Origin of the sequence: Gilvimarinus japonicus (assembly GCF_042847215.1) — a bacterium.
GTDB classification, from domain to species: domain Bacteria; phylum Pseudomonadota; class Gammaproteobacteria; order Pseudomonadales; family Cellvibrionaceae; genus Gilvimarinus; species Gilvimarinus japonicus.
Window position 1 is genome coordinate 3,771,198 of record NZ_AP031500.1, and the last position, 24,995, is coordinate 3,796,192.

A 24,995-nucleotide genomic window follows, 5' to 3' on the forward strand; every position below is an offset into this window, starting at 1 on the left:
GCCTTAGCCGTTCGATTCAACCTGCAGCTTACTGATCCAAACCTACGGTCCAGCCGGCTACCCAGTTGTCGCTCGCACTCACCGCACCGATGAAGTCAACCGCTTCAAAGAAGTTGCTGGTACCAGCGCTACCTACAGCGGGCGCTGCACCAGCTGCAAAGTTGTTTTCCAGCATGGTGACGTCATACACAGGCACATCGATAGTGGCGCCATTGCCGTCAGTAAAGCTTGCGGCGGTGATGTAAGCGCGTGGGTTGCTGTCTAAACCGTCGATCACAGAGGCAGGCAATACACCGGTAGTGTTTTCATCCAGCACCACGTTATTGCTGTTGGGGGCAGAGGCTAACCAGTTATCCACATCGAAAGCGCCATTGGCAGGGTCGACACCGGCTTTGGTCGATTCAGTACAAGCAATCAAAGTGCTGTGAACCACAGACCAGCCTTCGGTAGCGGCCCAAATTGTTTGCGGACCTTCAGAGTCATCCAACTCAAAACATTCGTTAGAAGACATACCAGAGGCGTTAGAGGTTACGATTGAGTTGTACAACTCAAAGTGTGCACCTTCGCGGAACAGTGGACCTTCTGAGTCGCCTTTAGAGGACGGGTCATCACCTTCACCTTCATCTACGTTTGAGGTGATACAGGTCATGTTAGAAATGCGGCCTTTCGTGAAAGGCTCCAGATCATCCGCACGATCACCACCGGTGTTATCCGCTTCGATACAACGGTTTGAGCCAGAAGTGTGGGTAACCAGCGCAAACTGTACGTTGCCGACCCAACCTTCAGAGAAGTCGATCGAGTCATCACCCACGTTCGTGGCAACAACGTTTTTCAGATCAACCGCACCACCAAACATTTCAAAACCATCGTCTTGTGTGGTGTAAGTTTGTACGTATTCGATGGTGGTACCAGAACCTACAGCGTTCAAAGTCAGGCCGTTCAGCTCAGAGCCGTCAACCACTTCAAAGCCGGCGTGTTTGATTTGCACGTAACGCAAAATGCCAGAATTTTCGGCGTTGTTGTTACCACCGTAAGAAGCCGGACGACCCTCTGCCGTAATATTACAGCTGTGTACATTGTTGTCGGTCGCAGCGCGCTGCTCATCGGTACACTTGTTGGTAATACCGTTACCGTTAATTTGCACACCGCCCCACAAACCGCGGTCAGACTCGGTGGCTGCGCCATCACGTAAGTCGGTAACCGCAGAGAAGATGATAGGAGCATCGGCCGTACCGTCAGCAACGATGGTAGAGCCGCGGGCGATACGGACATAGTCGGTAGAGGCTGAGAACGCGATTTTAGCGCCGGCTTCGATGGACAACTCAGAGCCTTCGCCTTCTTGCGGAATGCGCACACCGGTGGCGGCTTCGCTGCTGTCGACGTCTTCGCCAATCCACAGGCTGTCTTCAAAAATGTGAATGCCGCTTTCCAGAGCGGGAATCAGCAAATCAACGGTCAGCGGGTTTGTGTCACTAACAAACGTTGGGCCGTAAACACAATTGCTACCATCGAATGAACCTTGACGGCTTTGACCATCTTTTTCGTAAGAAGCACAAGGGTTGGTATCTGGAACTTCGCCGCTGTCACCACCGTTGGTAATATTATTGGTGGTGTTGTTCGAGTCAATTACATTGCTCGACGGATTCAGGTTAATGTCACCGCCACCACAGGCAACCAGCATAGCGGCCAGTGCATTCACGCTTACCAGAGTCTTGATCTTCATAAGTTCCAACGCTCCCCAAAGGATTGTTTGTCAAAGTATGCCTGGCGCTAACCCCTGTTAACGCCAGATAAATTCGTAGCTCGTTTCCATAACGGACTGACATGACTGACTGAAAAGGCACACACATCGTGGCAGGCCAAATCCGAGCTCAGTGCTCATGTGGCGCCTATAGTTGACGAGTTTTATGAATGTTGCGTGACAGGATTGTGAAGGTTTTATTTCAGGGCAATGAGGAGGGCGCGCGCAATATTAATACAAAGGCGCTGGGGGTTGGCGGCTACTAACCCACCGCAAACTTAATCGCTCTTACTGTAAAATAAGAGCGATTAAATTGCTCAAGGCTTAACCACTTTTGCTAACGAGACTCTAAAACCAGTGGCGTGTACGATTGGCAATAGCCACCAGCGACAACATGACCGGCACCTCGACCAACACCCCCACCACCGTGGCGAGCGCTGCGCCCGAATGTAAGCCAAACAGCGAGATCGCCACCGCCACGGCCAACTCAAAAAAGTTAGAGGTAGCAATCATACAAGCGGGTGCGGCGATGTCGTGACTCAAACGCCAGCGCTTGGCCCACCAATACGCCAGGGCAAAAATGCCGTAGGTTTGAATCAATAGCGGAATGGCGATCATCACAATAGCCATTGGTTGCGCCAGAATGCGCGGCGCCTGAAAACCAAACAGTAAAACCACCGTGGCAATTAAACCCAAAATCGACAGTGGCTTGACCCGGAGCAAAAACTGCTCGAGCCCGGCGGCGTTTTGCTTAAACATACCGTAGCGAGTAATGATACCCGCCAGCAGCGGCAGCAATACATAGAGCACCACAGAGGCCAGCAGCGTTTGCCAGGGCACCTCGATGTCGGTCACCCCCAACAGCAAACCAGCAATGGGCGCAAAGGCCACCACCATAATCAGGTCGTTAACCGACACCTGTACCAAGGTGTAATTGGCGTTGCCGCGGGTTAACTGACTCCAGATAAACACCATGGCGGTACAGGGCGCCACGCCTAATAAGATCATACCGGCGATGTATTCTTCAGCTGTGGCCGGATCTACCCACGGGACAAAAATGTATTTAAAAAACAGCACCCCCAGGGCGGCCATGGTAAAAGGCTTAATCGCCCAGTTGATTAACAGCGTGAGCGCGAGCCCCCGAGGGTTAGCCCCCACCTGCTTAATTGAGGCAAAATCCACCTGCGCCATCATGGGGTAAATCATCAGCCAAATCAGCACGGCCACGGGTATGTTTACCCCGGCCCACTCCCAACCGGCTACCTGGGCAAACACATCGGGCATGACACTGCCAAGGGCAACACCCGCAACAATCGCCAGCCCCACCCATAACGATAACCACCGCTCAAACGCACCCATAACAAGCTCCTAAAGGTTTTTTTGATTGACCCGGGCGCTCAACTCAGCCGCCGACTCTACCCGCTCGGAATAGCGGTCGACTAAGTACGACTCCCGCCCCTGTACCAGATAAGTAAACTTCATCAACTCTTCAACCACGTCGACAATACGTTGATAGTAAGACGACGGCTTCATGCGGCCGTCCTCGTCGAACTCTAAAAAGGCTTTAGCCACCGATGACTGATTGGGGATGGTCAACATGCGCATCCAGCGGCCCAGCACGCGCAACTGATTGACCGCATTAAACGACTGCGAGCCCCCACACACCTGCATCACCGCCAAGGTTTTACCCTGGGTGGGGCGCACCGCGCCAATACTGAGCGGAATCCAATCGATTTGCGCTTTCATAATGCCACTCATAGAGCCGTGCCGCTCGGGTGAACACCACACCATGCCATCGCACCAACTGGCCAGCTCGCGCAGCTCGACCACCTTGGGGTGATCGGCCTCGGCGCCATCGGGCAGCGGTAAGCCCGCCGGGTTAAAAATACGCGTTTCGGCGCCGTAGGCCTTAAGCAAGCGCTCGGCCTCCTCGACCACTAAGCGACTGTAAGAGCGCTCGCGCAACGAGCCGTAGAGCAATAAAATCTTGGGCGCTCGCGCATCCGGGTTACCCAAACGAACCGCCTCGATAGCGGCAAACGCCTCTGGGTCAATATTGGGTAAATCACTCATCATGCCGGCACCTGCTCCGCCACGCGGTTAGCCAGGCTCTGCAACTCGTCAGGCGACATGGACTCCAGCGGCTCGGCCAGCATCTTTTCAACTCGCTTGCTAATCAGTTGGTAGACATTATCAAAAGCGGTGGCCACGGCAACCGGGCCGCCCTCGGTGTGTGAAGGGTCAGGCAAGCCCCAGTGGGCTTTGGCGGTATCGCCCATCCACAGCGGGCACGACTCGCCCGCCGCGCGATCACACACGGTAATCACCAAGTCTGGCGCAAAGCTCTCAAACTCGTCCATGCCCTGGCTGCTCAGCCCATCGGTGGCGACTCCTTTGCCCCGTAAAAAATTAAGCGTAAGCGGGTGAATACGCCCGGCAGGCGCACTGCCGGCGCTGGCGCTTTGAATTCGGCCGTTACCTAAATCGCGGGCGACAACCTCTGCCAGCACACTGCGGCAGGCGTTGTGGGTACAGACAAACAAGATCTTCATGCTTTGCTCCTAAACATATGGAATTTCATATATAAACAGTTAAAAATAATGAGACCTAAAAGACGAGACCGAGCCATGGCGTTAAGGACAACACGGCGGCCGATCAGGCATATTCTTTAAGCGTGATAACGGCTCTTGTAGCCAGGCGGTATTGCCCGCTAACGTTTGCGCCAAGACCTGTTTAATCCATTGGGGCAGCGTGGGCACCAGCCGATAATAGACCCACTGGCCCCTCTTAGTGCTTAGCAGCAAACCGCACTCGCGCAACTGCGCCAAATGCCGCGATACTTTTGGCTGGCTCAAGTTAGTGGCCGTGGTCAGCTCGCAGACGCACAGTTCGCCCAACTGCTCGATTAACAGCAGGCACTGCAACCGAGTCGGCTCGGCCAAACACTTATAAAACGCTACCGGATTCATTTATACCTCACCAATCTGACCACCATACTACATATGGTTTTTCATATGTACAACCCTGTGCCGCAACCTGACAAAGTGACTATACTGTGAGCGCACGCAAAATTTCAGCCTTAATGGCGCCTAACCGCGCAACGCTTTGGACTCGTGCCCGACAGCAGGAAGCGAAAGCAGTGCAGCAGCCATTGCCACGAGGTTGCGCCGAAGTGGCCGAGGCGCCTTGCACCAAACACTAAGGAGCGCACGATGAAACGACACGGTTTGCAAATCGGTATTGAGCGTATCGATAACGACTTTTTCTTATCGCTGAAGGTCTCGGGCAAACTCACCCACGAAGACTACCAAAAAATTACACCGTTACTAGACAATGCTCTGGAGGGGCTCGAAGACCCCGAGCTGGTGGCTTATGTGGATATCCGTGAGCTAGAGGGCTGGGAGCTGCGCGCCGCGTGGGATGACTTCATATTGGGCGCCAAACACCGCAAAGCGTTTAAACGCGTTGCGATTGTCGGCGATCAGCGCTGGGCCGATGTCGCCGGCAAAGTAGGCAGCTGGTTTATCGCCGGCGAGATGGAAGACTTTGACGACCCGGCCAAAGCGCTTGCCTGGCTCAGTCAGGATCGCGACTAAAACTCAAGGCCATTTAGGTGCCGCAACTTTTCACTTACTTACAATTTCTCCATTGAGCGCCCCACGGGCGCTTTCTACAATGCCTAGACAAAATGACTGGCGCCCAGCCACAAGCCAGCACACCTGAACGCGCAACAACGACATAACAACACCATCAGGGACAACGCCATGTTATCAATCCTTACCCGCGGCCTAACGTTCGCCGCTATTATATTTTGTTCTAGCAGCTACGCTGGCAACCTTATACAAAACAGCGACGCTCACGCCCACATCGACCTCGACGGCCCGTGGCATTATATTGTCGACCCTTACGAGAACGGTTTTTACAATCACCGTTACCAAGAGCACACCCGCGACGGTTATTTTAAAAACGCCCAAGTAAAACACCCCAGTGATTTAATTGAATACGACTTTGCCAGTGCCGCCACGCTTAACGTACCGGGCGACTGGAACACGCAACAAGACGAGCTATTTTTTTACGAGGGCACCGTTTGGTACCAGCGGGATTTTAGCCTCGATAAATCTCGCAACGAGCGCTATATTCTGCACTTTGGCGCCGCCAACTATGAGGCGGTAGTGTATGTTAACGGCGAAAAAGTCGGCACTCATATTGGCGGCTTTACTCCCTTTGAGTTTGACGTAACCGGCGCTGTAAAAGACGGCGATAATTTTGTCATCGTCAAAGTCGATAACCGCCGCGAACGCGAGCAAGTACCCACGGTTAATACCGACTGGTGGAACTACGGTGGCCTGACCCGCTCCGTCAAACTGCTCACGCTACCCAAGCAATATATTAGCGATTACACGATTCATTTAGCAGACGACGATAACCGCACCATTACCGGCTGGATTGAACTCGGCACGGGTGATAAAAACGCCAAAGTCACCCTTGAGATTCCAGCGCTGGATATTAAGCACACGTTAAAATTTAGCGACGAGCCCCGCCAGAGCTTTAGCATTAAAGCCAAGCCAAACCTTTGGAGCACGGCTGAGCCTACGCTTTATGAGGTTAACATCCGCTATAACGATCGCACTATTAGCGATCGTATCGGCTTTCGCCAAATTGCGGTAAAAGACGAGGATATTTTGCTAAACGGCGAGCCAATTTTTCTGAAAGGCATCAGCATTCACGAAGAGTCTGCGCTACACCCTGGCCGCGCCTGGAGCAAAGAGGACGCCCGCCAACTGCTAACCATGGCCAAAGATTTAGGCGTTAACTTTGTGCGCTTAGCCCACTACCCGCACAACGAGCACATGGTACGTATGGCCGACGAGATGGGGCTACTGGTGTGGTCTGAGATTCCGGTGTATTGGACGGTACTGTTTGAGCGCGACGACGTGTACGCCAACGCCGAAAATCAACTCACCGAGATGATTAGCCGCGATAAAAACCGTGCTTCGGTGATTTTGTGGTCGATGGCCAACGAAACCCCAAAATCCGAGGCGCGCCTGGGCTTTATCACTAAGCTTGCCAACAAAGCTCGCGAGCTTGACGATACCCGGTTGATTACCGCCGCGCTCGATACCTCCAGCGAAACCGATAAAGGCAAGCATATTGACGATCCGTTATCGGAGGTAGTCGATGTTATCGGCATTAATAACTACTGCGGCTGGTACGGCAAAAAGCCTGCCGAGTGCGCCGGTATTAAATGGCACTCGGACTACAATAAGCCAGTCATTATGAGTGAGTTTGGCGGCGGCGCCTTAGCCGGTTACCACGCCGATGCCGAGCAGCGCTGGAGTGAGGAATATCAAGCCGACGTGTACCGCCACAACTTAACAATGATCGACAATATGAGTTTTTTGCGGGGCATGACGCCGTGGATTTTAAAAGACTTTCGCTCTCCGCGCCGGCCACTCACCAACATTCAGGATTTTTGGAACCGCAAAGGTTTGGTATCTGATAAGGGTGTTAAAAAACAAGCCTGGTATATTCTTAACGAGTACTACCAACAACATTAATTAATCATCAACACAGCAACGCTAAAAAGCCGCACCGAGTAATCCGTGCGGCTTTTTTATCTCGGGCTTAGTCCTCTAACTGAGCCGCATCACCCTGTGGAGAGGCGCCATCCGGCGCAGCCTTGGGCTCGGCAAAACTGACCCCTTGCTCGGCGCCAAAGCGAGTTTGCTTGTCAAAGGCGATTTCTTTTTCACGGTGCTCTTTCTCAATGGCGACTGCCATGGCCTCGGCCTGTGTACGCGCCACGTCACAACTCTCGGCGGGCTCCATATAGGTTAAGCGCACATCAATTTTATTGGCCGCCTGAATCGCAATAATGTAATGACCAATTTGGTGGCGCTGTAACGCCTCGGCGTAGCGGTTAAATTCCGCCTGCCGCTCGGCATCCTCGTAGCCCAGCTCCGGCAGCCGAATCAACGCGTCTAAATTAATATCAATATCGCTGATTTTGCAGGTTTTATCCTCTAGCGCTTCGGTGCTAAAGCTCCAATCAAGATTCCAGCGAGTATCGCCGTGGAGCTTACGCCCATCGCGCTGGATAGGCGTCGCGGCATCGAGCTGCTCTTTTAAGGGTTGGCTGGCACCCGCCTCGTCCAGTTCGTAATAGGTATAGTCGATAATCTCACTCACCTCGGCCAAGGCAGCTGTGCTAACGCATAAACACCCAACACAGGCGTAACGAACCCAATCCAACATTACCTTCTTCCTCTCACATTTATCGTAATAACGCGCATCATCACCTTCGTGCTCAGTATACAAAACGCCACAAATGACGCCATTATCTTGTCGCTTATTGAGGCTCAAACTCCCGCCCAACTAACAGTGCCAAACGGCTGTCACCGCGACAAGTAAATAACAAAATAGGCGCCATTTAGTCACAAAAATGTCACAACTCAAACTTATGTTGTTGCCTCAATCACCGGAGGCACTACTGTGAAAATTTCCACACGGCTTACTCTTGGCGCCATCGCCCTAACCGCCATTGCCGTCATAGGCTCGGCGGGGACAACCGGTTGGCTAGCGCTAAAAGAATCCAGCAGCGCCATCGAGACCAGCTTAAAAAATCAATTTCACGCCGTAGCACGCGGCCGTGCCGCCGCCATTGATGCCAAACTTGACAGCTACCGCGACCTGCTAAGCTCACTCGCCCACGGCCGCATGACACAGGATGCGGTATACGGTTTTGTCCGCCCGTTTGACTCTTTCCGCTACGAAGTGGGCACTGTCGATAAAGACGCTTTAGCCGCTGACCTAAACACATGGTACCAACAACAATACCTACCCCGCGTACACCGCCAAAGTGACGTTAAGCCGCCCGTTGCCGAGTGGCTCGCCAGCATGAGCTTTGAGGCGCAGCTTTTACAACATTACTACCTGCAAACCAACCCGGGCTGGCCCGATCAACTTGCCGCGATGGAAGATCGCTCGGACGCTACCATTTATGGACAACAACACCGCAAATATCATTCAAGTTTTCGCGATATCGTCGAACGTTTTGGCTTTAGCGATTTATTACTGGTAGACAGCGGCCGCCAACGAGTTATTTATTCTGTGAGTAAAGGGCCGGAGCTTGGCACCTCGCTAACGCGCGGCCCCTTCCAAAGCTCACAACTGGCAGCAGTGAGCCAGACACTAAAACAACACCCCCAAGAACTTGCGATTTCGGGTTTTGAACACGCCGCCTTTAATGGCGGTGATCAGGTATTTTACCTAGGCGTTAGCGTTTACCACCAAGCCCACAGCCCAGAGCGGGCAACCGGCTATTTAATTGCTGAAGTTCCCGCCCGTCAGCTAAGCGCGCTGCTGAGCAATAACCAAGATTGGCGCGAAATGGGCCTGGGTGACACTGGCGATGTCTATCTAGCTGGACCCGACGGTACACTGCTTACCGATTTGCGCCCGCCGGCCGAAGGCACCCATACCTTGTTGCGCGCGCTCGCCGGTACCGGCCGATTACAACACCCCGCACGCGCCCAAGATACCGGCAGCGCCGCCGGCTGGCTGAAGCTGGACAGTCACCCGGTACGCCAAGCACTGGCCGGGGATTCTGGCGTGGGCTTTGCTCAGGACTACCTCAACCACAAGGTCTACAGCGCCTGGCAGCCGGTCGCGATTGGCGGACAAGATTACGCGCTTATCGTGCAGCAAAATCCCGCCGAGGTATTTGCCGCGCTGGGGCATTTGCGCACGCAGGTTATCCTGAGTATCGCCGTGGCTGCGATTGTCTTAATCGCTTTAGCCATGGTGGCGGCCGTGGCTTACGCCCGCTATTTAGGCAGACCTTTGGCGCGCCTAGCGCAGGAGATTGAATCCGCCGCCGCCAAACGCAATTTAGCCGCACAGTTTGCCAGCCACCGCAGCGACGAAGTCGGCGACATTGGCCGCAGCCTTAACACCCTGTTTAGCACCCTACGCGGCACTTTTGCCAATGTTATCGAGGCCACCGAGCAGTCGGCCCACACCGCCGGGAGCAACGCTGCCATAAGCGCCAGCTGCCGCAGCGATGCCATTAACCAGCGGCGAGAGATGAGCAGCGTCGACACGGCACTAACGCAAGTACAAGAGGCGCTGGAAGCCATGAGCAAAGAGCTTGGCAGCACCACCACAGAGGTGCAACAGGCCAACAAAGTCGCCCATGAGGGCAAACAACAAATGGCCGAGGTGGCCGTGCAAATTGGCGGTTTGCAAAAGCAAATTGCACGATCCGATAACAGCATGCAGGCGCTGACCCACGCCGCCGACGATATAGTCGCCGTGGTAGACACCATTAAAGGGGTCGCGGAGCAAACCAACCTGCTCGCATTAAACGCCGCCATCGAGGCCGCCCGCGCTGGCGAGCACGGCCGTGGTTTTGCTGTGGTGGCCGATGAGGTACGCCGATTATCGGCCAACACCCATGACGCCACCGGCGAGATCCAACAGTTAATTGATCGCTTGCGCGACACGGTCGGCTCTACCGCCGCGGGGCTCGCCGCCGAGCAAGCCGGTGCGGTGCGCTGCGTAGAGTCGTCCAGCGCTGCCGAGCAGTCGCTGGCAAGCATCGAGCAAACCGTCGTGCGGCTCGAGACCGTCATTGCCAACGCCGCGGCGCGCTCGGAGCAAGAGTGCCGGCGGGCGCAACACATGCGCGATACCCTCGCTGGCGCCATGGCGATGGTCGAACACGCCGACGCATCCATTGCCCGCTTGGCCGAGAGCGCGAACGATCAAAGCACCCTAGCCCACCAAACGCTGGACTCCACCCGGCAGATCAGTCTGTAAGGCGCGCGGCAATCGGGTACTATGGCGGCTTTACCAGCCAATAGATATGCACCATGTTTGAGTTTGAACCTATCGCCGTGGTCCGCTCCTGCTTTACCGACAAGTTTGGCATTCCCCGCCAAAGCGGCTTAGTGCCAGCGGCGAGCGCCACCCTTGAGTTTCACCCGCCCTACAACGACGCCCAAGCGTTTGTCGGGCTGGCGGGCTGCTCGCACCTGTGGCTGCAGTTTGTATTTCACGCCAACCGCGCCAGTGGGTTTCGCCCGCGGGTGCGCCCGCCGCGCTTGGGCGGCAATAAAACCCTCGGGGTATTTGCCACCCGCTCGCCGGTGCGACCCAACCCCATCGGTTTGTCGGTGGTTAAACTCGATCAGGTGATCGTCACTGGCGCCACAGCAACACTGGCCATCAGCGGCCACGACTTGCTGGACGGCACCCCCATTGTGGACGTTAAGCCTTACGTGCCCTATACCGACTCACTGCCCAACGCCGTCAACCCAGTCGCGCCCGAGGCCCCGGCCACGCTCGAGGTAACCTTTAGCGCAAACGCCACTGCCCAGTGCCAACAGCACAGCCAGCGGTTAAACACGCCGCTGGCCGCACTGCTCATCCAACTGCTGGCGCAAGACCCACGGCCGCAATACCAAACCCCAGATCCGTCGCGCCGCTACGCCATGGCCCTGTTCGACCTTGATGTGCAGTGGCACTACCACTCGCTGAATAACGCCTTTGCCATCGAAGTAAGCGATATTCGCCCGCGCTAACGCGCCCAGATTGCGCCTTAGCCGCTGGCCCAGCGGGCTATTTATGCTATCATTCGCGGCTCTGACGGCGGCGCCGGCCAGAACAACCTACCCCCCACTTTTCATTCTCTGACAACGCGCGAGTTGAGGTCTTTGTTTTATGGGCAAGAAGTCACTGGATAAGAGCAAAATCAAGTTCTTACTACTAGAGGGCGTGCACCAGTCCGCCGTCGAAACGCTGCACGCGGCAGGCTACGAAAACATCGAATACCTGAAAACCGCACTGTCAGAGGACGAGCTGATCGAGAAGATCAAAGACGCTCACTTTGTCGGCCTGCGCTCGCGCACCCAACTGACCCGCCGCGTGTTTGATAACGCCCCCAAGCTGATCGCCGCCGGTTGCTTTTGTATCGGCACCAATCAGGTGGATTTACAGGCGGCACAGGAGCACGGCGTTGCGGTGTTTAACGCGCCTTTCTCCAACACCCGCTCGGTGGCCGAGCTGGTGATCGCCGAGGCGATTTTGATGCTGCGCGGCATCCCCGAGAAAAACATCGTTTGCCATCGCGGCGGCTGGTTAAAATCGGCGCTTGGCTCTTACGAGATTCGCGGCAAAACCCTAGGCTTAATTGGCTACGGCTCCATCGGCAGCCAAACCAGTGTGCTGGCCGAATCACTGGGCATGAAGGTGAAGTTTTACGACGTGGTGACCAAGTTGCCGCTGGGCAACGCCAGCCAGGTTCGCTCGCTGGATGAACTGCTGCAAACCGCCGATATTGTCAGCTTACACGTACCCGAAACCGGCGCCACCAAAAACATGATTGGCGAGCGCGAGCTGGGCCTAATGAAAAAAGGCGCCTACTTAATTAACGCCTCGCGCGGCACGGTCATCGATATCGACTCGCTCGCCACCGCCGTTAAAAACAAGCACATTGCCGGTGCGGCTATCGATGTGTTTCCGGTTGAGCCCAAAGGTAACGATGACGAATTTGTCAGCCCGCTGCGCGGTTTGGACAACGTGATTCTCACCCCGCACATTGGCGGCTCCACCGTCGAGGCGCAAGAGAATATCGGCGTAGAAGTGGCCGAGAAACTGGTTAAATATTCAGACAACGGTACCACCACCAGCTCGGTCAACTTTCCCGAGGTGGCACTGCCCGAGCACCCAGACGCGCACCGTTTGCTGCACGTGCACGCCAACGTCCCGGGTGTACTGTCTGCTATTAACCGCGTGTTCTCGGATAACGACATCAACATCTCGTCGCAGTACTTGCAAACCAACGAGACGGTAGGTTATGTGGTGTTGGATGTTCACTCGCCTTACAGCGAGACGGCACTAGAGCAATTGCGTAACATTGAGGGCACTATTCGCTGTCGCGTGTTGTTTTAAAGTAGCGGCCTTAAAGAGTAAGCAGTGACGCCTCGCGGTGTCACTGCTGTTCTAATTCATCCAGCGAGTCCGACAAGCGAGTAAACTCATTATCGATAATCGAGCCCGCCTCGTGCAGTAAATCAAACCGTTGCTGCGCTTCATTGATGACATTGCTAAACACGTCACGCATTTCTTCGTCGGTATCCAAGCCCAACAAAAGTTGCTTTATCTCCACCACCAAATTGCCGGTAATACGCTTTACCTCTTCAGTTTGATAGGCGTATTGAATATCAATATTGGTCACGCCAGCGCGTATTTTTTGCCCGAGTTGTACGACCTCGAGGTGATGCTCCGTCAGCCGCTCGAGCGCCGTGTGTTGCTCTAGCTGCAACATAACCAATGAGTGCATCACATCCAACACCCGTATCAACTCCTGCAGCTCGACATCCGCCAGGGCCTGCTCGGGGATAAACACCTGCAAACACGGGCGCGCAAAAAACAATCCCTCGGCACTGTGCTCTTGCAGTTGCACATCGGCAATATCTGTTAGCTTTTGTCGCAGAGTCGGGTTATCGAGGTTGGCCGAGCCGGAGAAAGCCGCTTCACCCTCAAACACCACCGCCGCCAAATAAGGTAGGTTTAATTGCACCAAGGTATCGGCCACCAACATTAACACGTCGTCGGGGCTGTTCTTTTCAACCACAGCAAGCGAAAACGCCAGCAAGGTTTCCGCCAGCGCGTTGGTGGGCTCGGGCGGCGCACTTGGCTCTGCCACCGGAGCGGTGGCGCTGTTATCTAACGCCTCTTGTAAGTAAGCCACTTCGCTCTCGAGTGTCGCAATACAGTTTTCACACTCGCTCAACATGCGCTCCAGCGCGTCCGTCTGGCCCTTTTTATCGCCGGACTCGCTATCAAGCGAATGGCGCAGTTCGCTTAGCTCGTGGTGCAAACTGGCAATGGTGTTGCGCTGGCGATGATTATTACTGCGCAAGCTATCAATCACCGTAAGCTTGTCGAGCTCGGTGTGTTTGTGTAGCGACTCGTGCAACTGCGCCAAACTTTTATCGTAGTCCTGTACGCCAGTGCGCAGTTCATCAACACTCTCGTGTACACCGTCGCGATTTTTATAAACGGTTTTATGGGGCTCACGGTTAATATGATCGTGCATTTCATCGACCACTTGGCGTTGCTCGTCGTGGGCCGCCGTGATATTGCGCGCTTTAGCACGAGCTTGCGCCTCGGCACTCTCGGCCACCTTGGGGCCCCCGGCATCGGCCATTAATGCACGATACCGCCGATAGTACTGACGCAGCTTTTTAAGCTCAGCACCATAGCGCTGGTTTTGTCCGCGCAGCTCGGCGTTGTCTTGCTCGACATGCTGCAGGGTTTTCATGCGTTCGCGCAGCAGTGAGACTTTGTCCGGGTCGTGCGCCTCGAGCGACTTGCCGCTACTGACAACATCGCTCACAAGTTTCGAGAGGGCTTTTTCGATAAGCTGCCAGCGCCCGTGCTCGGTGGCTTGCGCCTCGGCTTGGCGCTCGGCTTGCAGATAGTGATAACGGATAGAGGCGATGCGCGCGCTAAAAGGATCGTCGGCGGCGTAGTCGCCTAAACTTTTCTCGGAGAATTTTTTGTAGCGCTCGAGGGAGTCGGCTTCCAAGCTGGGCCAATCGATACTCTTTACCGGTGCGGCGCCATCGTCTGGGTGAGGTTGCTCGTGCGCGTCATGCTCGTGACCGGCCTGATGTTTTAAGCTGGCATAGACGCTCAACAGCCGCCGGTAGCGCTGGCGAACTCGCCATAGCATCAGCCCCAAAAAGACCGCGGCAACCACAACAACGGCGAGGAACTGCGCCAATATAAGCACTAACGTGCTGTTATCAGCCATAAAACTCTCAGATTCTATTGTTAGATTTTAAGAGTATAGACCAGCAGAGCGCGCTAAGTCATGGGCGGTTTTAAGAGCGCTCAAGCATAAAGGTGATGGGAAACACAAATTCAAAATGCTCGGCTGCTAAATCAGGCGGAATCGCTGGGTAAGGGGCGGCTTTGTCTATGGCGCGGCGCACGGCGTCATCCAGCTGCTTGTGGCCCGACGTCAGCAGTGGCTGCACCTCAAGCACATCACCGCTGGCGTTTAGTACCACCGCCATACGGACGCTACCGCTCTGCTGTAACTTCATGGCGCGCCGTGGATAGGTAATCTCGGCGTGGGTCAGTGCCACTAGCGTCGCGGTGTAATCTTGCAGCAGCTCTAACGATGCCACCGAAAAATCGGGTAAATCGTCGTCAGGCTCCGGGCTTTGACGTGGCGTACCGCCTTGGCTCGCGGCAGCCAATACCGGGCTAGGCGCGGCCGGCTCCATTGGTCCATCTTCAAGCTCGGCTGCAACGTCCGTCGCAGCCGGCGGTGTTGCCAGCGCAGAGTTAGGTGCCTCAGGCGCAGGGACAGATACCGGCATCACGGCGGGTAGTGCTGCAACACTTGCCTGACGCTCCGCTTGCTCCCCGGCAACACTCGATACCGCTTGCCGCTTGCTTGTTGTTACAGATTCTTGCGGCAAAACGTCACCCGACTCAGCCGTATTTGAAATTACCGGAGCGGGTTTTTGCCACTGCTCGACCAAACCCAAGCGCTCCGGCGCGGGGGCGAGCGCTTCATAGCGAGCGATATCCTCCGGCGCCGAGTTACCCAGCAGCGCGTGCTTAAATTCCCGGCTGGGCGGCACCGAGCCAATCCAGGTGGCCAGCAGTAGATTAAAGAAGTTAGGGTCGGTTATATTCACCAAGCGCTGCTGGTTAAGATAAACGTTGACGCCCCCGCCATCGGTGCGTTCGCTAATAGAGAGAATATCCCCCGCCCGCAAACTGCCTTTAAAGGCGTTAAAAAAGCGCGCCAACGATTCCCCACTGGCGCGCTGCGCCGCCACTGAGTTATTAATGGCAATGCTCTGCAAAAATAACCGCGACAACTTACCCGCCGTCATATGGTCGGCGATAAAACGAATCTCCATTTGCCGCGAGCCGTGTTGGGCAAACGCCAGTTGCACATCGGTGGTGGGCTCGGGCAAAAACAGGCCAGCCAAAAACAGCTCGCGTTGCAACTCTATATAGGGAGCAACCCCGTCCGGTGCGGCGGCGACCCGATGCGCAAACAATGTGAACATCAGCGCAGCAATCAGCGCACTACAACGAAAAACGGTGCGTTTCATACTTTTCCCTATCGTCGGCTGGTAAAGTCAATAAATCACCACAAAGCCGCAAACGAGGCGCTGCGCAATGAAGTGTTGTTTTTGATTTTTTGCGGTAGGCTATCGTGATTGATAGCTGTTATCGTTTTATGACAGCACAGCTTTTATAACTAAATTTTTTATTTTTTGGTGAACCCAATGATCCGTCGCTGGCTACAACCTGTCCTGCTATTCGCGCTCCTGTTAAGCGCGGCAAATTTTACAGCGGGCGCCACCACAGAGGCCTCGGGTGAGCACGTTAAGGTGCACTTAATCACCCCCGGCCAATTTGCCGAGGGTCAAAGCACTACGGTTGGTTTTTACTTTGAGGTGGACCCACACTGGCATGTGTACTGGCAAAACGCCGGCGACTCGGGAGCCGCACCGCGCTTTGATATCAAGGCCAAAGGGGCCCACATTGGCGAGATCAAGTGGCCTTTCCCCACGCGATTGCCCATTGAACACTTAACCAACTTAGGCTACGAGGGCAATGTCGCCTACCTGTTTGATATAACGCCCAAGGCGGGTGCCAAGGCCGTCACGCTGGACATAAACCTTGAGTGGTTAGTATGCAAAATCAATTGTATTCCAGGCTTCGGCCAGATCAGCGGCCAGTGGCCGGTAGCCGCTACCACCCAATGGGCCGAGGCCGACCAAACACTACTCGACACCTTTAGTGCGCGCGTGCCGCAAGCCGAGGCAAGCAGCCCTTGGCAGCCTCGCTCACTGACGACGACTAACAGTGCCAACTTAACCATCACCGGCAAAGGCGCCGCGCCCGAGGTGTTTCCTTTAAATGGCGATTGGCTCAGTGCCGAGCGGCCCCGTGTTACCGAAACCAACTCGGGCTATACACTGCACTTTGTCACCCAACCGGGTGTTAGCGCCCCAGAAACCGCCAGCTTTGTCATCGCCCAAGACAAACGCGCCTGGCAGTTGGATAACGTCGCCATAGACAGTGCCCCGGCGTCAACATCCGAGGCCAGTCACGCGGCACTGTGGCTTTTGCTGCTGGCAGCTTTCGCCGGTGGCGTCATTCTTAATTTAATGCCCTGTGTATTTCCGGTGTTATCCATCAAAGTATTTAGCCTAATGCAACCGGGAGTAAGCCGCGCCGAGCGGATGCACGAAGGCCTGCTCTACAGTGCTGGGGTACTCACAACCTTTACCTTGCTGGGCGCATTGTTACTGGCACTGCGCGCCGGCGGCAGCGCCATTGGCTGGGGGTTTCAGTTGCAATCGGCTCCGGTGGTGTTGGCACTGGCGGTATTGTTTTGGCTGATGGCACTGTCGTTTAGCGGCGTGTTTGAGTTTGGTCACCGCCTAATGAACCTGGCCGGCGGCTCGCGCGGCGGCGCCTTTGCCACGGGTGTGCTAGCGGTGTTTATCGCGGCCCCCTGCACCGGGCCTTTTATGGGCGCGGCATTGGGCGTGGCCGCGGTATTGCCCACAGTGCAAGCGCTGGCGATCTTTATCGGGCTTGGTGCCGGTTTAGCCGCACCGTTCTTACTGCTAAGCGCCTCGCCGGGGCTGCTTAAACGCTTGCCGGCGCCCGGCCCCTGGATGGACACCTTACGCCAATTTTTTGCGTTTCCTTTATATGCCACAGTTATTTGGCTGTTATGGGTGCTGGGTAAATTAGTGGGCGATATCGGCTGGGTACTTGGCACCTCCCTCTTGCTCGCGCTGGCCTTTGCGCTTTGGCTCGCGCGCGGCGCCGGCCGTACTCGCTTGCTGCTGGCCATCGCCATCGCACTGGGCGCCATCGCTGCCACCGGCACCACGATTATGCGGGCCGGAGCACCCGCGCCACAAACCGGCAGCGAGCTGTGGCAAAGCTACGATAAAACCGCCATTGCCGACGCGCGTGCCCAAGGCCGCCCGGTGTTTATCGACTACACCGCCGCGTGGTGTATTACCTGCCAAGTGAATAAAAAGCTGGTGCTAGAGACCGATCACACCACCGACTTATTTAAGCGCAAAAATGTACTGGCGATACGCGCCGACTGGACTCGGTTTGATCCGGAAATTACCGCAGCGCTAGAGGCACTGGGCCGCAACTCACTGCCGGTTTACGCGTGGTACCCGGCGGGCGCCCAGCAAGCACAACTCTTGCCGCAGCTGTTGCAAAAGCGCATGATAACCGAACTGTTTGATAGCGAATAACCCAACCATTGGAGACCCGACATGAACGTCCGCAACCCGATCCGCCCGTTGTTATTTGCCGCCGCACTGGCTGTGCCAAGCTTAAGTTTTGCCGTGGCCACGCCCGGCGAATCCGCCCCCGCCTTCTCCGAGGTGGATGCCGCCGGCGAGATGCATGCACTCACTGACTATGAGGGTGAGTGGTTGGTGCTCGAGTGGTTTAACAAAGACTGCCCCTACGTGCGCAAGCACTACGGCAGCGGCAACATGCAAGCGCTGCAAAAAAAATACACCGATAAAGGCGTTAACTGGTTAACCGTGATCTCATCGGCGGACGGCAAACAAGGATACTTGGGCCCGGTTGAGGCAAAAGCCGAAGCTAAGAGCCACAACCTAAACGCCAGCAGCGCGTTCGTATTAGACCCCGACGGTAATATGGGCCGCGATTATGGCGCAAAAACCACGCCCCATATGTTTGTGATCAATCCCGAGGGCGAGGTAGTGTACGCTGGCGCCATCGACGATAACGACTCCGCCAACCCGGCGGTAATCCCTGACTCGCACAACTACTTAGCCGCCGCGCTGGACTCGGCTATGGCTGGCGAGCCGGTGGCAGAACCAGCCACCCGCGCGTATGGGTGTAGTGTTAAGTATTAAAGGTCGGAGGACGGCTTAAGGGGAACGGGGAACGGAAAATCTCCCGTCCCGTCCACCGTTACCCGCTAGTCCTTTTAATGCAGCGCCAAAAGCCTAGCCACTACTATCACTCTCAACCAACGATCTTTCTATGTCCTTACCCTTTTCCCAAGCGTGCGAAAACAACAAACAACCCATTCTTACTGTTTTGCAAAACGTATTTGCAAATCGTACCCGGGTACTGGAAGTTGGCTCGGGCACTGGCCAACACGCGGTGCACTTTGCTCCCGCGCTAGCGCACTTGATGTGGCAAACCAGCGACCTGGAGCATAATCACGCGGGCATCAATAGCTGGATAGACTCGCAGCCAAGCGACAACCTACACCGGCCGGTTATTTTTGATTTGTCGGCACCGAACTGGCCCGGCGAGTTTGACGCCGTGTACTCGGCGAACACCGCTCACATTGTCAGCTGGCCGCTGGTGCAAAATTTATTTCACGAGGTGGGCCGCCACTTACCCGACGAAGGCGTGTTTGCCCTGTACGGCCCATTTAATTACAACGGCGAATTCACTAGCGAGAGCAACGCTGCGTTTGATCAGATGCTGCGCCAGCGCGACCCAAGCAGCGGTATTCGCGCCATAGAAGACTTAATCGAGCTGGCACAGAGCCATGATCTACACTTACAGGCAGATCACGCCATGCCGGCCAACAATCGCTTACTGATCTGGATTAAACGCCCGCACGAATAATCTACTCAAAAAACGCAAAAGGAACGCTTTATGCCGCTCGATTACACATTCGCCTATATCTGGATTTATGTCGCCCTGATTACGTTGCTGGTACAAGCCACCGTCGCCGCTATGAGCAAGGCCAAACAGCCGGGCGCGATACCGGGCAAGATGGACGAGCACCTCTCCCACGGCTCGTTCGTGTTTCGCGCCAACCGCACGTTTATGAACTCCCTAGAAAACTTTCCGCTGTTTATCGGCAGCGCCTTTTTAGCGGTGTTTACCGGCACCAACCCACGCTGGGTGGGCATCTTAATCATGATTTACGCCTTAGCGCGCATCATTCATATGGCGCTTTACTATGCTATTGCGACTGAAAAAAACCCCAGTCCGCGCAGTTATTTTTATGGCATTGCACTAATCGCGCAGGTGGTGCTGCTCGGCTTAATCGGCATCAACTTACTGGGTCGTTTGTAAGGTTGTGTAAGCAATCGTATAAATTGAGTTTATGAAAACGTATTCAGCCGCCGTGGTGCTCAGCGCCATGGCACACTCCCTTCTTTTATACCAAACCAATTGATAATAAGCCGACCGATAATAACGAGTGAACCTCGGAGAATCCTATGCTGAACTTACCTGCGCGCAATCCCATCCTGACGCTGGCTTGCAGCGTTTTTGTATTAGGCGCCTGCAGCCCCAACACCCCCACACAAACCACCGCGAGCACCGACCTAAGCGGCCCGATGCCAGCGTTTCGCTCGGTACTAGACGGCAAGCCCCGCGTACTTACGGTGCGGTTAGACGATGAGTTAAGCGTCGCCTACGATACCGATGGTGGCGAGCTGTATAAAGTGTGGGATGGCAGCGTAGAATTCTCGGGCGCTGTGTACGATCAAAAGCATGGCCCGCAGCCGACGACGCCCTCGCGTAATTATTTGCTAAATGGCGCCAGCCACTGGGCTGATGGTATCGATTATCAGGGTTATCGGTTGAGTGGCGACAGCGCCCAACTGCAGTTTGGCAATGGTGAGGTATCTATTATCGAAACCCCCAGCCAGGCGCTATCGGCCGAAGGGGTAATACTCACCCGCACCTTTGAGGTGAGCGGGCTTACAGGTAAACAGCAAGCCGCATTAGCAGGCTTAACCTTGCCCAAAAGCTATGACGTTAAAGGCGACGGCGCGATCGAAGGCGACACGTTACGCCTGAGTAACGGCACCACTATACTGACGCTCTCTTACCCACCACTGCCGCCCGTCAGCGCAAAACCTAAGCCCACTAACGCAAGCGCCGAGCATCCGGGGTTGGCACTGATTAAAAACAGCGATTGCGCCGCCTGCCATAATGCCGAGGTGAAAACCGTCGGCCCGTCTTATATGAGCATCGCCCAGCGTTACACCAATGAGAGCGACGCCGTTGCCACCCTGAGCGAAAAAATTATCGCCGGCGGCGCCGGCAACTGGGGCCAAGTACCCATGACGCCCCACGCCGATTTAAACGAACAAGACGCGGCACAAATGGTTGAGTATATTCTTACGCTTAAGCCTAAAGCAGATATAACCGATAACGACGCAGGCCCGATGACCTTGCCAGCTGTGCCCGTTAACTTAAAAGACGAGACACCGCTACTGGAGCAGAATACTCCGGGCGCGATGGTGTACTTGCACTATTTTAGTGGCGACCAACCCAACGTCGAGATACTGCGCACCACACCACCCGCGCTGGGCGCGCACACGCCGCAATTGCACTTGCCCGACATCGACGGATTTGAACCTATTAAAGAACGCTTTGCGTATCAGGTAAAAACCAATTTAAACCTTACCGAGCCACAGAATACCACCTTGCGTTTAGTAAGCGATGACGGCTCTTATTTGTACTTAGACGGCGAGCTAACGATTGATCACTGGGGGTTTCACGGCCCCGACCCTATGGACACCGAAGTGTCACTCGCGCCTGGCATTCACCCGCTGGAGATTATCTTTTTTCAGGGCACCTCGGGTGCGGCACTATCGCTGCAATGGAAAAACCCTGCCACCGGAAAGTTTGAGCTAGTACCAGAGAGTATGTTATTGGCAACACCCAACGATGTGCGCACGGTGAAACCAGTGATTACCGACCCGGATATTATTAAAACCATTCCCGGTGACCAGCACGAAGTCGCCGGCGTACACCCATCGTTCGACTTACATCAAGCACGGCCCAAAGAGTTTGAACCCATGGTAGGCGGCATCGACTTTTTAGATGACGGCCGTATGGTGGTGTCTACGTGGGACCCGGAAGGCTCGGTGTATTTAGTGTCTAACTTTGATGCGCCGCCCGAGCAAATTAAGGTTAAACGCATCGCCCGCGGTTTGGCCGAGCCGCTTGGGGTGCAAGTGGTCGATGGCGATATTTACGTGATGCAAAAACAAGAGCTGACGCGCTTGGTGGACGTCAACGGCGATGACATCATCGATGAATACCAAAAAGTCGCTAACGACTGGTCGGTGACCGGCAACTTTCACGAGTTTACGTTTGGGCTGGAATACCTAGACGGTTATTTTTACGCAACACTTGCCACCGCGATTTTACCCGGCGGCGCCAGTGCCGACCCGCAAGCTCCCAACCGTGGCAGCGCCATGAAAATCAGTAAGGCGGACGGCAGCGTAGAGTTTATCGCCAACGGTTTACGCACCCCCAACGGCATTGGTTTTGGTATTGATAAAAAACTATTTGTTGCCGACAACCAAGGCGACTGGCTACCGGCCAGTAAAATTGTCGAGCTTACCGAGGGCGCATGGTACGGTTCGCGTTCGGTCGATTTTGAGGGTACCGCCAAACGACAAGAAGCCTTGCCTGTGGTCTGGCTGCCACAAGATGAAATTGGCAACTCGCCCAGCGAACCAGCACCTCTGAATGTTGGCCCCTACCAAAACCAAATGATTCACGGGGAAGTCACCCACGGCGGTATCAAGCGTGTTTTTGCCGAGCGGGTTAACGGCCGATTACAAGGCGCTGTGTTTCGTTTTACGCAAGGCCTAGAGGCCGGTATCAACCGTTTGGACTGGGCACCCGATGGTTCGCTGATTGCCGGCGGTGTCGGCAACCCCGGCAACTGGAGTCACGCGGGTAAAAGCTGGTACGGTTTGCAACGCTTAAATTACAACGGCAACACCACCTTTGAAATGCTCAGCGTCAGTGCGCGCAGCGATGGCTTTGAAATTACCTTTACCGAACCAGTAGCTGAAAGCGCGAATGTCAGCGCCGATGACTTTGAGATTATTCAGTGGCGCTATGAACCCACAGCCGAATACGGCGGCCCTAAGTTAGATAAAGGCCCACTAGAAGTGCAGGCGTTTGCGTTGTCGCAAGATCGCACCCGCGCGCAATTTAAACTGGCCGGATTAAAAGAAAATCACGTTGTGTACTTTCGCATCAAACGCCCGTTTAGTAGCGCCAGCGACCAGGAGCTGTGGACCACCGAGGCCTGGTACACCTTAAATGCCATTCCCACCGACAAACCCATCGTGATTAATAACGCCTATAGCGTTAATCACAATCAACTCTCCGAGCAGGAGCAAGCCGATGGCTGGCAATTATTGTTTGACGGCCAAACCCTAAACGGCTTGCGCAACTACAACAGCGACACACTGGGCGAGCGATGGACCATAGACGAAGGCACCTTACACTTAACGGGTCGCACCCCCGAGGATGAAGGCTGGACAACGCCCGGAGGCGGCGATGTCGTGATCACCCCAGAACCCGTGACAAACTTTGAGTTGCGTCTGGAATGGCAGCTGGCCAAAGATGGCAACAGCGGCATACTCTACAACGTCAAAGAAACGCCCGAGCTAGAACACGCGTATCAGAGCGGCCCGGAATACCAGTTACTAGACAACCCGGGCCACCCGGACGGCAAAATAGAAAAGCACCGCGCCGGAGATTTGTACGATTTGATAAAATCCAAATTCGTGACTGTACTGCCTACCGGGCAATGGAACCGCACCCGCTTAGTGGTGAACAACGGTAAGATCGAGCACTGGTTAAACGGTTACAAACTGGTCGAGACAGACATGAACACCGGCCAATGGCAGCAGCTTATTAACAACAGCAAGTTCGCCGACTGGCACGATTTTGCCAAAACCTCTGGCGGCCACGTTCTGCTGCAGGATCACGGCGATAAAGTGTGGTTTCGCAATATTAAAATGCGCAATCTTTAATAGCCTCCCGGCCCCAGATATTCTCTGGGGCCACTACTACACTTATAGGCTTTTATCGACTAACCTTAGTGATCAGTGCTGCACAAGGATAGGTTATGAAGCCTCTGACGTTACTTAAAGCCGCCCCTCTCGCTCTGGCCTTTACCGCCGCCCACAGCTTTGCCATCAGCGAAGACTTTATCGACCCCGAGGACGGCATGTTCGATGCCAGCCAGTTTTTAAGCCAACATATGCTCGGTTTTTTACCCGTGCCGGTGATTATTACCGAACCCGCGACCGGTAATGGCTTAGGGGTAATGGGGGTATTTTTTCACGAGTCCGACGAGCAGAAGCAAGGCACAAAAACCACTGGGGTAATCCCTGAAAACATCTCCGTTATTGGCGCCGCCGCCACCGAAAACGGCACCAAATTTGGCGGGGCAGGTCATATAGGGTTTTGGCGGGGCGATACCATCCGCTACAAAGGCGGTATCGCTTACCCGGACATTAATCTGGATTTTTACCGCATTGCCAATGTGGACTTGCAAAACCCCGTCGAACTAAATATCCGCGGACCGGCCATGCTGCAAAAGCTAACCTTCCGTTTAGGCGCCAGTAAATGGTTTGCCGGCATTTACCAAACGTACCAGCATATGGAAACCAAACTCGCCAACCATATCGACATCGAGCTCTTACCCAACGATGAGCTAAACGACAAAGTCGAGGAATTTTTGCAAAGCCGGCTGGACGTCAGTGAAGACACCTCCGGGGTGGGACTAGTGCTTGAGTACGACTCGCGCGACAACCCCATGAACCCCGAGGCAGGTTATAACTACCGTGCCCGGGCCGTACAATTTGATGATGCCATTGGCAGTGACTTAAATTACACCCAATACCAACTTACCGGGTTAAACTATTGGCAACTGAGCGACAAAATTAACTTTGCCCTGCGCCTTGATTATCAAAGTGTCGAGGCCGCCAGCGGCGAAACCCTGCCACCTTACGCCCTTCCCGGATTGCGCATGCGCGGCGTACCCGCCGCCCGCTACCAAAACAATCAGGCGTTTATCAGCGAAGTAGAGGCCACTTATAAAGTGACGCCGCGCTGGCACCTTAAGGGCTTTGGCGGCGCAGGTTTTATCGCCTCAAGCTGGAGCGAGCTAACGAGCAACGCCGAAGACGTTGACAGCTACGGTATCGGCTTTCGCTATCTGGTTGCCCGGCGCTACGGTTTTACCATGGGGGTAGATGTCGCCTGGGGGCCGGAAGAGTCCGCCTGGTATATTCAGGCAGGCTCGCCTTGGTAACGACTCCTTAGCACCCCCAATCGCAAAGCGAGTGACCGTCTGTCGGCCGGCCACCTATAACAAGTCTTTAGAATCGTAAAGATCCCTAGGCAG

19 protein-coding genes are annotated in these 24,995 nt (G+C 54.9%); 11 read left to right on the forward strand and 8 right to left on the reverse strand.

Annotated elements, in window-relative coordinates; genetic code table 11:
* Positions 1–28 precede the first annotated feature (28 nt).
* From ACGHAD_RS16010 to ACGHAD_RS16030, 5 genes are all read right to left on the reverse strand, one after another.
* Complete coding sequence (locus ACGHAD_RS16010; protein ID WP_339616786.1) at positions 29–1,723, reverse strand: hypothetical protein; 1,695 nt, start codon at positions 1,721–1,723, stop codon at positions 29–31.
* 366 nt (positions 1,724–2,089) lie between these two features.
* On the reverse strand, positions 2,090–3,100 hold the full coding sequence (arsB, locus tag ACGHAD_RS16015; RefSeq protein ID WP_382414812.1) for an ACR3 family arsenite efflux transporter: 1,011 nt from the start codon (positions 3,098–3,100) through the stop codon (positions 2,090–2,092).
* Between the two features lie 9 nt (positions 3,101–3,109).
* Positions 3,110–3,814: an arsenical resistance protein ArsH gene (gene arsH, locus ACGHAD_RS16020; protein WP_382414903.1), complete on the reverse strand. Its 705-nt coding sequence runs from the start codon at positions 3,812–3,814 to the stop codon at positions 3,110–3,112.
* Positions 3,814–4,293, reverse strand: coding sequence for an arsenate reductase ArsC (locus tag ACGHAD_RS16025; protein WP_041521697.1), 480 nt, complete (start codon positions 4,291–4,293; stop codon positions 3,814–3,816). Before ACGHAD_RS16025 ends, arsH begins: the two co-directional genes overlap by 1 nt.
* A gap of 81 nt (positions 4,294–4,374) precedes the next feature.
* A complete protein-coding gene (locus ACGHAD_RS16030) occupies positions 4,375–4,710 on the reverse strand; it encodes a metalloregulator ArsR/SmtB family transcription factor (RefSeq protein WP_382414810.1) in 336 nt (111 codons plus the stop codon).
* A 243-nt stretch (positions 4,711–4,953) separates the two neighbouring features.
* On the opposite strand from ACGHAD_RS16030, the gene ACGHAD_RS16035 reads away from it, so the two are divergent.
* Together ACGHAD_RS16035 and ACGHAD_RS16040 are read left to right on the forward strand one after the other, a co-directional pair.
* On the forward strand, positions 4,954–5,337 hold the full coding sequence (locus tag ACGHAD_RS16035) for an STAS/SEC14 domain-containing protein (RefSeq protein ID WP_382414808.1): 384 nt from the start codon (positions 4,954–4,956) through the stop codon (positions 5,335–5,337).
* Between the two features lie 168 nt (positions 5,338–5,505).
* Positions 5,506–7,299, forward strand: a complete 1,794-nt coding sequence (locus tag ACGHAD_RS16040) for a glycoside hydrolase family 2 protein (protein WP_382414806.1) — start codon at positions 5,506–5,508, stop codon at positions 7,297–7,299.
* A gap of 67 nt (positions 7,300–7,366) precedes the next feature.
* Here the strand turns inward: ACGHAD_RS16040 and ACGHAD_RS16045 are convergent, their stop codons facing one another.
* Complete coding sequence (locus ACGHAD_RS16045) at positions 7,367–7,996, reverse strand: DUF922 domain-containing protein (RefSeq protein WP_382414804.1); 630 nt, start codon at positions 7,994–7,996, stop codon at positions 7,367–7,369.
* A 237-nt stretch (positions 7,997–8,233) separates the two neighbouring features.
* Between ACGHAD_RS16045 and ACGHAD_RS16050 the strand changes: the two genes are divergently transcribed.
* From ACGHAD_RS16050 to serA, 3 genes are all read left to right on the forward strand, one after another.
* Positions 8,234–10,561, forward strand: a complete 2,328-nt coding sequence (locus ACGHAD_RS16050; protein WP_382414802.1) for a methyl-accepting chemotaxis protein — start codon at positions 8,234–8,236, stop codon at positions 10,559–10,561.
* A gap of 53 nt (positions 10,562–10,614) precedes the next feature.
* Positions 10,615–11,325, forward strand: a complete 711-nt coding sequence (gene tsaA, locus ACGHAD_RS16055; protein ID WP_382414800.1) for a tRNA (N6-threonylcarbamoyladenosine(37)-N6)-methyltransferase TrmO — start codon at positions 10,615–10,617, stop codon at positions 11,323–11,325.
* Positions 11,326–11,464: 139 nt separating this feature from the next.
* Positions 11,465–12,694: a phosphoglycerate dehydrogenase gene (gene serA / locus ACGHAD_RS16060; protein ID WP_339616778.1), complete on the forward strand. Its 1,230-nt coding sequence runs from the start codon at positions 11,465–11,467 to the stop codon at positions 12,692–12,694.
* A gap of 40 nt (positions 12,695–12,734) precedes the next feature.
* Here serA and ACGHAD_RS16065 read toward each other — a convergent pair whose 3' ends face one another.
* Together ACGHAD_RS16065 and ACGHAD_RS16070 are read right to left on the reverse strand one after the other, a co-directional pair.
* Positions 12,735–14,564, reverse strand: coding sequence for a hypothetical protein (locus ACGHAD_RS16065; protein WP_382414797.1), 1,830 nt, complete (start codon positions 14,562–14,564; stop codon positions 12,735–12,737).
* 70 nt (positions 14,565–14,634) lie between these two features.
* The gene (locus ACGHAD_RS16070; RefSeq protein ID WP_382414795.1) at positions 14,635–15,888 is read right to left on the reverse strand and encodes a TonB family protein; all 1,254 of its coding nucleotides are present in this window, start codon (positions 15,886–15,888) and stop codon (positions 14,635–14,637) included.
* Between the two features lie 177 nt (positions 15,889–16,065).
* Here ACGHAD_RS16070 and ACGHAD_RS16075 point away from each other — a divergent pair, with 177 nt between their 5' ends.
* The 6 genes from ACGHAD_RS16075 (at position 16,066) to ACGHAD_RS16100 (ending at position 24,902) form a co-directional block, all read left to right on the forward strand.
* Positions 16,066–18,072 carry a protein-disulfide reductase DsbD family protein gene (locus ACGHAD_RS16075; RefSeq protein WP_382414794.1) on the forward strand — a complete coding sequence of 669 codons (2,007 nt, stop codon included), beginning with the start codon at positions 16,066–16,068 and terminating at the stop codon, positions 18,070–18,072.
* Positions 18,073–18,093: 21 nt separating this feature from the next.
* Positions 18,094–18,708: a thioredoxin family protein gene (locus tag ACGHAD_RS16080; RefSeq protein WP_382414792.1), complete on the forward strand. Its 615-nt coding sequence runs from the start codon at positions 18,094–18,096 to the stop codon at positions 18,706–18,708.
* A 130-nt stretch (positions 18,709–18,838) separates the two neighbouring features.
* Positions 18,839–19,438 carry a DUF938 domain-containing protein gene (locus tag ACGHAD_RS16085; protein WP_382414790.1) on the forward strand — a complete coding sequence of 200 codons (600 nt, stop codon included), beginning with the start codon at positions 18,839–18,841 and terminating at the stop codon, positions 19,436–19,438.
* A 30-nt stretch (positions 19,439–19,468) separates the two neighbouring features.
* Entirely contained in the window at positions 19,469–19,894 is a 426-nt protein-coding gene (locus ACGHAD_RS16090) for an MAPEG family protein (RefSeq protein ID WP_382414788.1), read from the forward strand.
* A 146-nt stretch (positions 19,895–20,040) separates the two neighbouring features.
* Complete coding sequence (locus tag ACGHAD_RS16095) at positions 20,041–23,616, forward strand: family 16 glycoside hydrolase (RefSeq protein WP_382414786.1); 3,576 nt, start codon at positions 20,041–20,043, stop codon at positions 23,614–23,616.
* Positions 23,617–23,711: 95 nt separating this feature from the next.
* A complete protein-coding gene (locus tag ACGHAD_RS16100; RefSeq protein ID WP_382414784.1) occupies positions 23,712–24,902 on the forward strand; it encodes a BamA/TamA family outer membrane protein in 1,191 nt (396 codons plus the stop codon).
* Positions 24,903–24,995 lie beyond the last annotated feature (93 nt).

Excerpts from the sequence above, each read along its gene's own strand:
- ACGHAD_RS16040 (WP_382414806.1), top strand. The coding sequence starts at position 5,506 with ATGTTATCAATCCTTACCCGCGGCCTAACGTTCGCCGCTATTATATTT.
- ACGHAD_RS16085 (WP_382414790.1), top strand. The coding sequence starts at position 18,839 with ATGTCCTTACCCTTTTCCCAAGCGTGCGAAAACAACAAACAACCCATT.
- ACGHAD_RS16100 (WP_382414784.1), top strand. The coding sequence starts at position 23,712 with ATGAAGCCTCTGACGTTACTTAAAGCCGCCCCTCTCGCTCTGGCCTTT.
- ACGHAD_RS16025 (WP_041521697.1), bottom strand. The coding sequence starts at position 4,293 with ATGAAGATCTTGTTTGTCTGTACCCACAACGCCTGCCGCAGTGTGCTG.
- ACGHAD_RS16035 (WP_382414808.1), top strand. The coding sequence starts at position 4,954 with ATGAAACGACACGGTTTGCAAATCGGTATTGAGCGTATCGATAACGAC.
- ACGHAD_RS16080 (WP_382414792.1), top strand. The coding sequence starts at position 18,094 with ATGAACGTCCGCAACCCGATCCGCCCGTTGTTATTTGCCGCCGCACTG.
- ACGHAD_RS16070 (WP_382414795.1), bottom strand. The coding sequence starts at position 15,888 with ATGAAACGCACCGTTTTTCGTTGTAGTGCGCTGATTGCTGCGCTGATG.
- serA (WP_339616778.1), top strand. The coding sequence starts at position 11,465 with ATGGGCAAGAAGTCACTGGATAAGAGCAAAATCAAGTTCTTACTACTA.
- ACGHAD_RS16090 (WP_382414788.1), top strand. The coding sequence starts at position 19,469 with ATGCCGCTCGATTACACATTCGCCTATATCTGGATTTATGTCGCCCTG.
- ACGHAD_RS16010 (WP_339616786.1), bottom strand. The coding sequence starts at position 1,723 with ATGAAGATCAAGACTCTGGTAAGCGTGAATGCACTGGCCGCTATGCTG.
- ACGHAD_RS16030 (WP_382414810.1), bottom strand. The coding sequence starts at position 4,710 with ATGAATCCGGTAGCGTTTTATAAGTGTTTGGCCGAGCCGACTCGGTTG.
- arsH (WP_382414903.1), bottom strand. The coding sequence starts at position 3,814 with ATGAGTGATTTACCCAATATTGACCCAGAGGCGTTTGCCGCTATCGAG.
- tsaA (WP_382414800.1), top strand. The coding sequence starts at position 10,615 with ATGTTTGAGTTTGAACCTATCGCCGTGGTCCGCTCCTGCTTTACCGAC.
- ACGHAD_RS16065 (WP_382414797.1), bottom strand. The coding sequence starts at position 14,564 with ATGGCTGATAACAGCACGTTAGTGCTTATATTGGCGCAGTTCCTCGCC.
- arsB (WP_382414812.1), bottom strand. The coding sequence starts at position 3,100 with ATGGGTGCGTTTGAGCGGTGGTTATCGTTATGGGTGGGGCTGGCGATT.
- ACGHAD_RS16095 (WP_382414786.1), top strand. The coding sequence starts at position 20,041 with ATGCTGAACTTACCTGCGCGCAATCCCATCCTGACGCTGGCTTGCAGC.
- ACGHAD_RS16045 (WP_382414804.1), bottom strand. The coding sequence starts at position 7,996 with ATGTTGGATTGGGTTCGTTACGCCTGTGTTGGGTGTTTATGCGTTAGC.
- ACGHAD_RS16075 (WP_382414794.1), top strand. The coding sequence starts at position 16,066 with ATGATCCGTCGCTGGCTACAACCTGTCCTGCTATTCGCGCTCCTGTTA.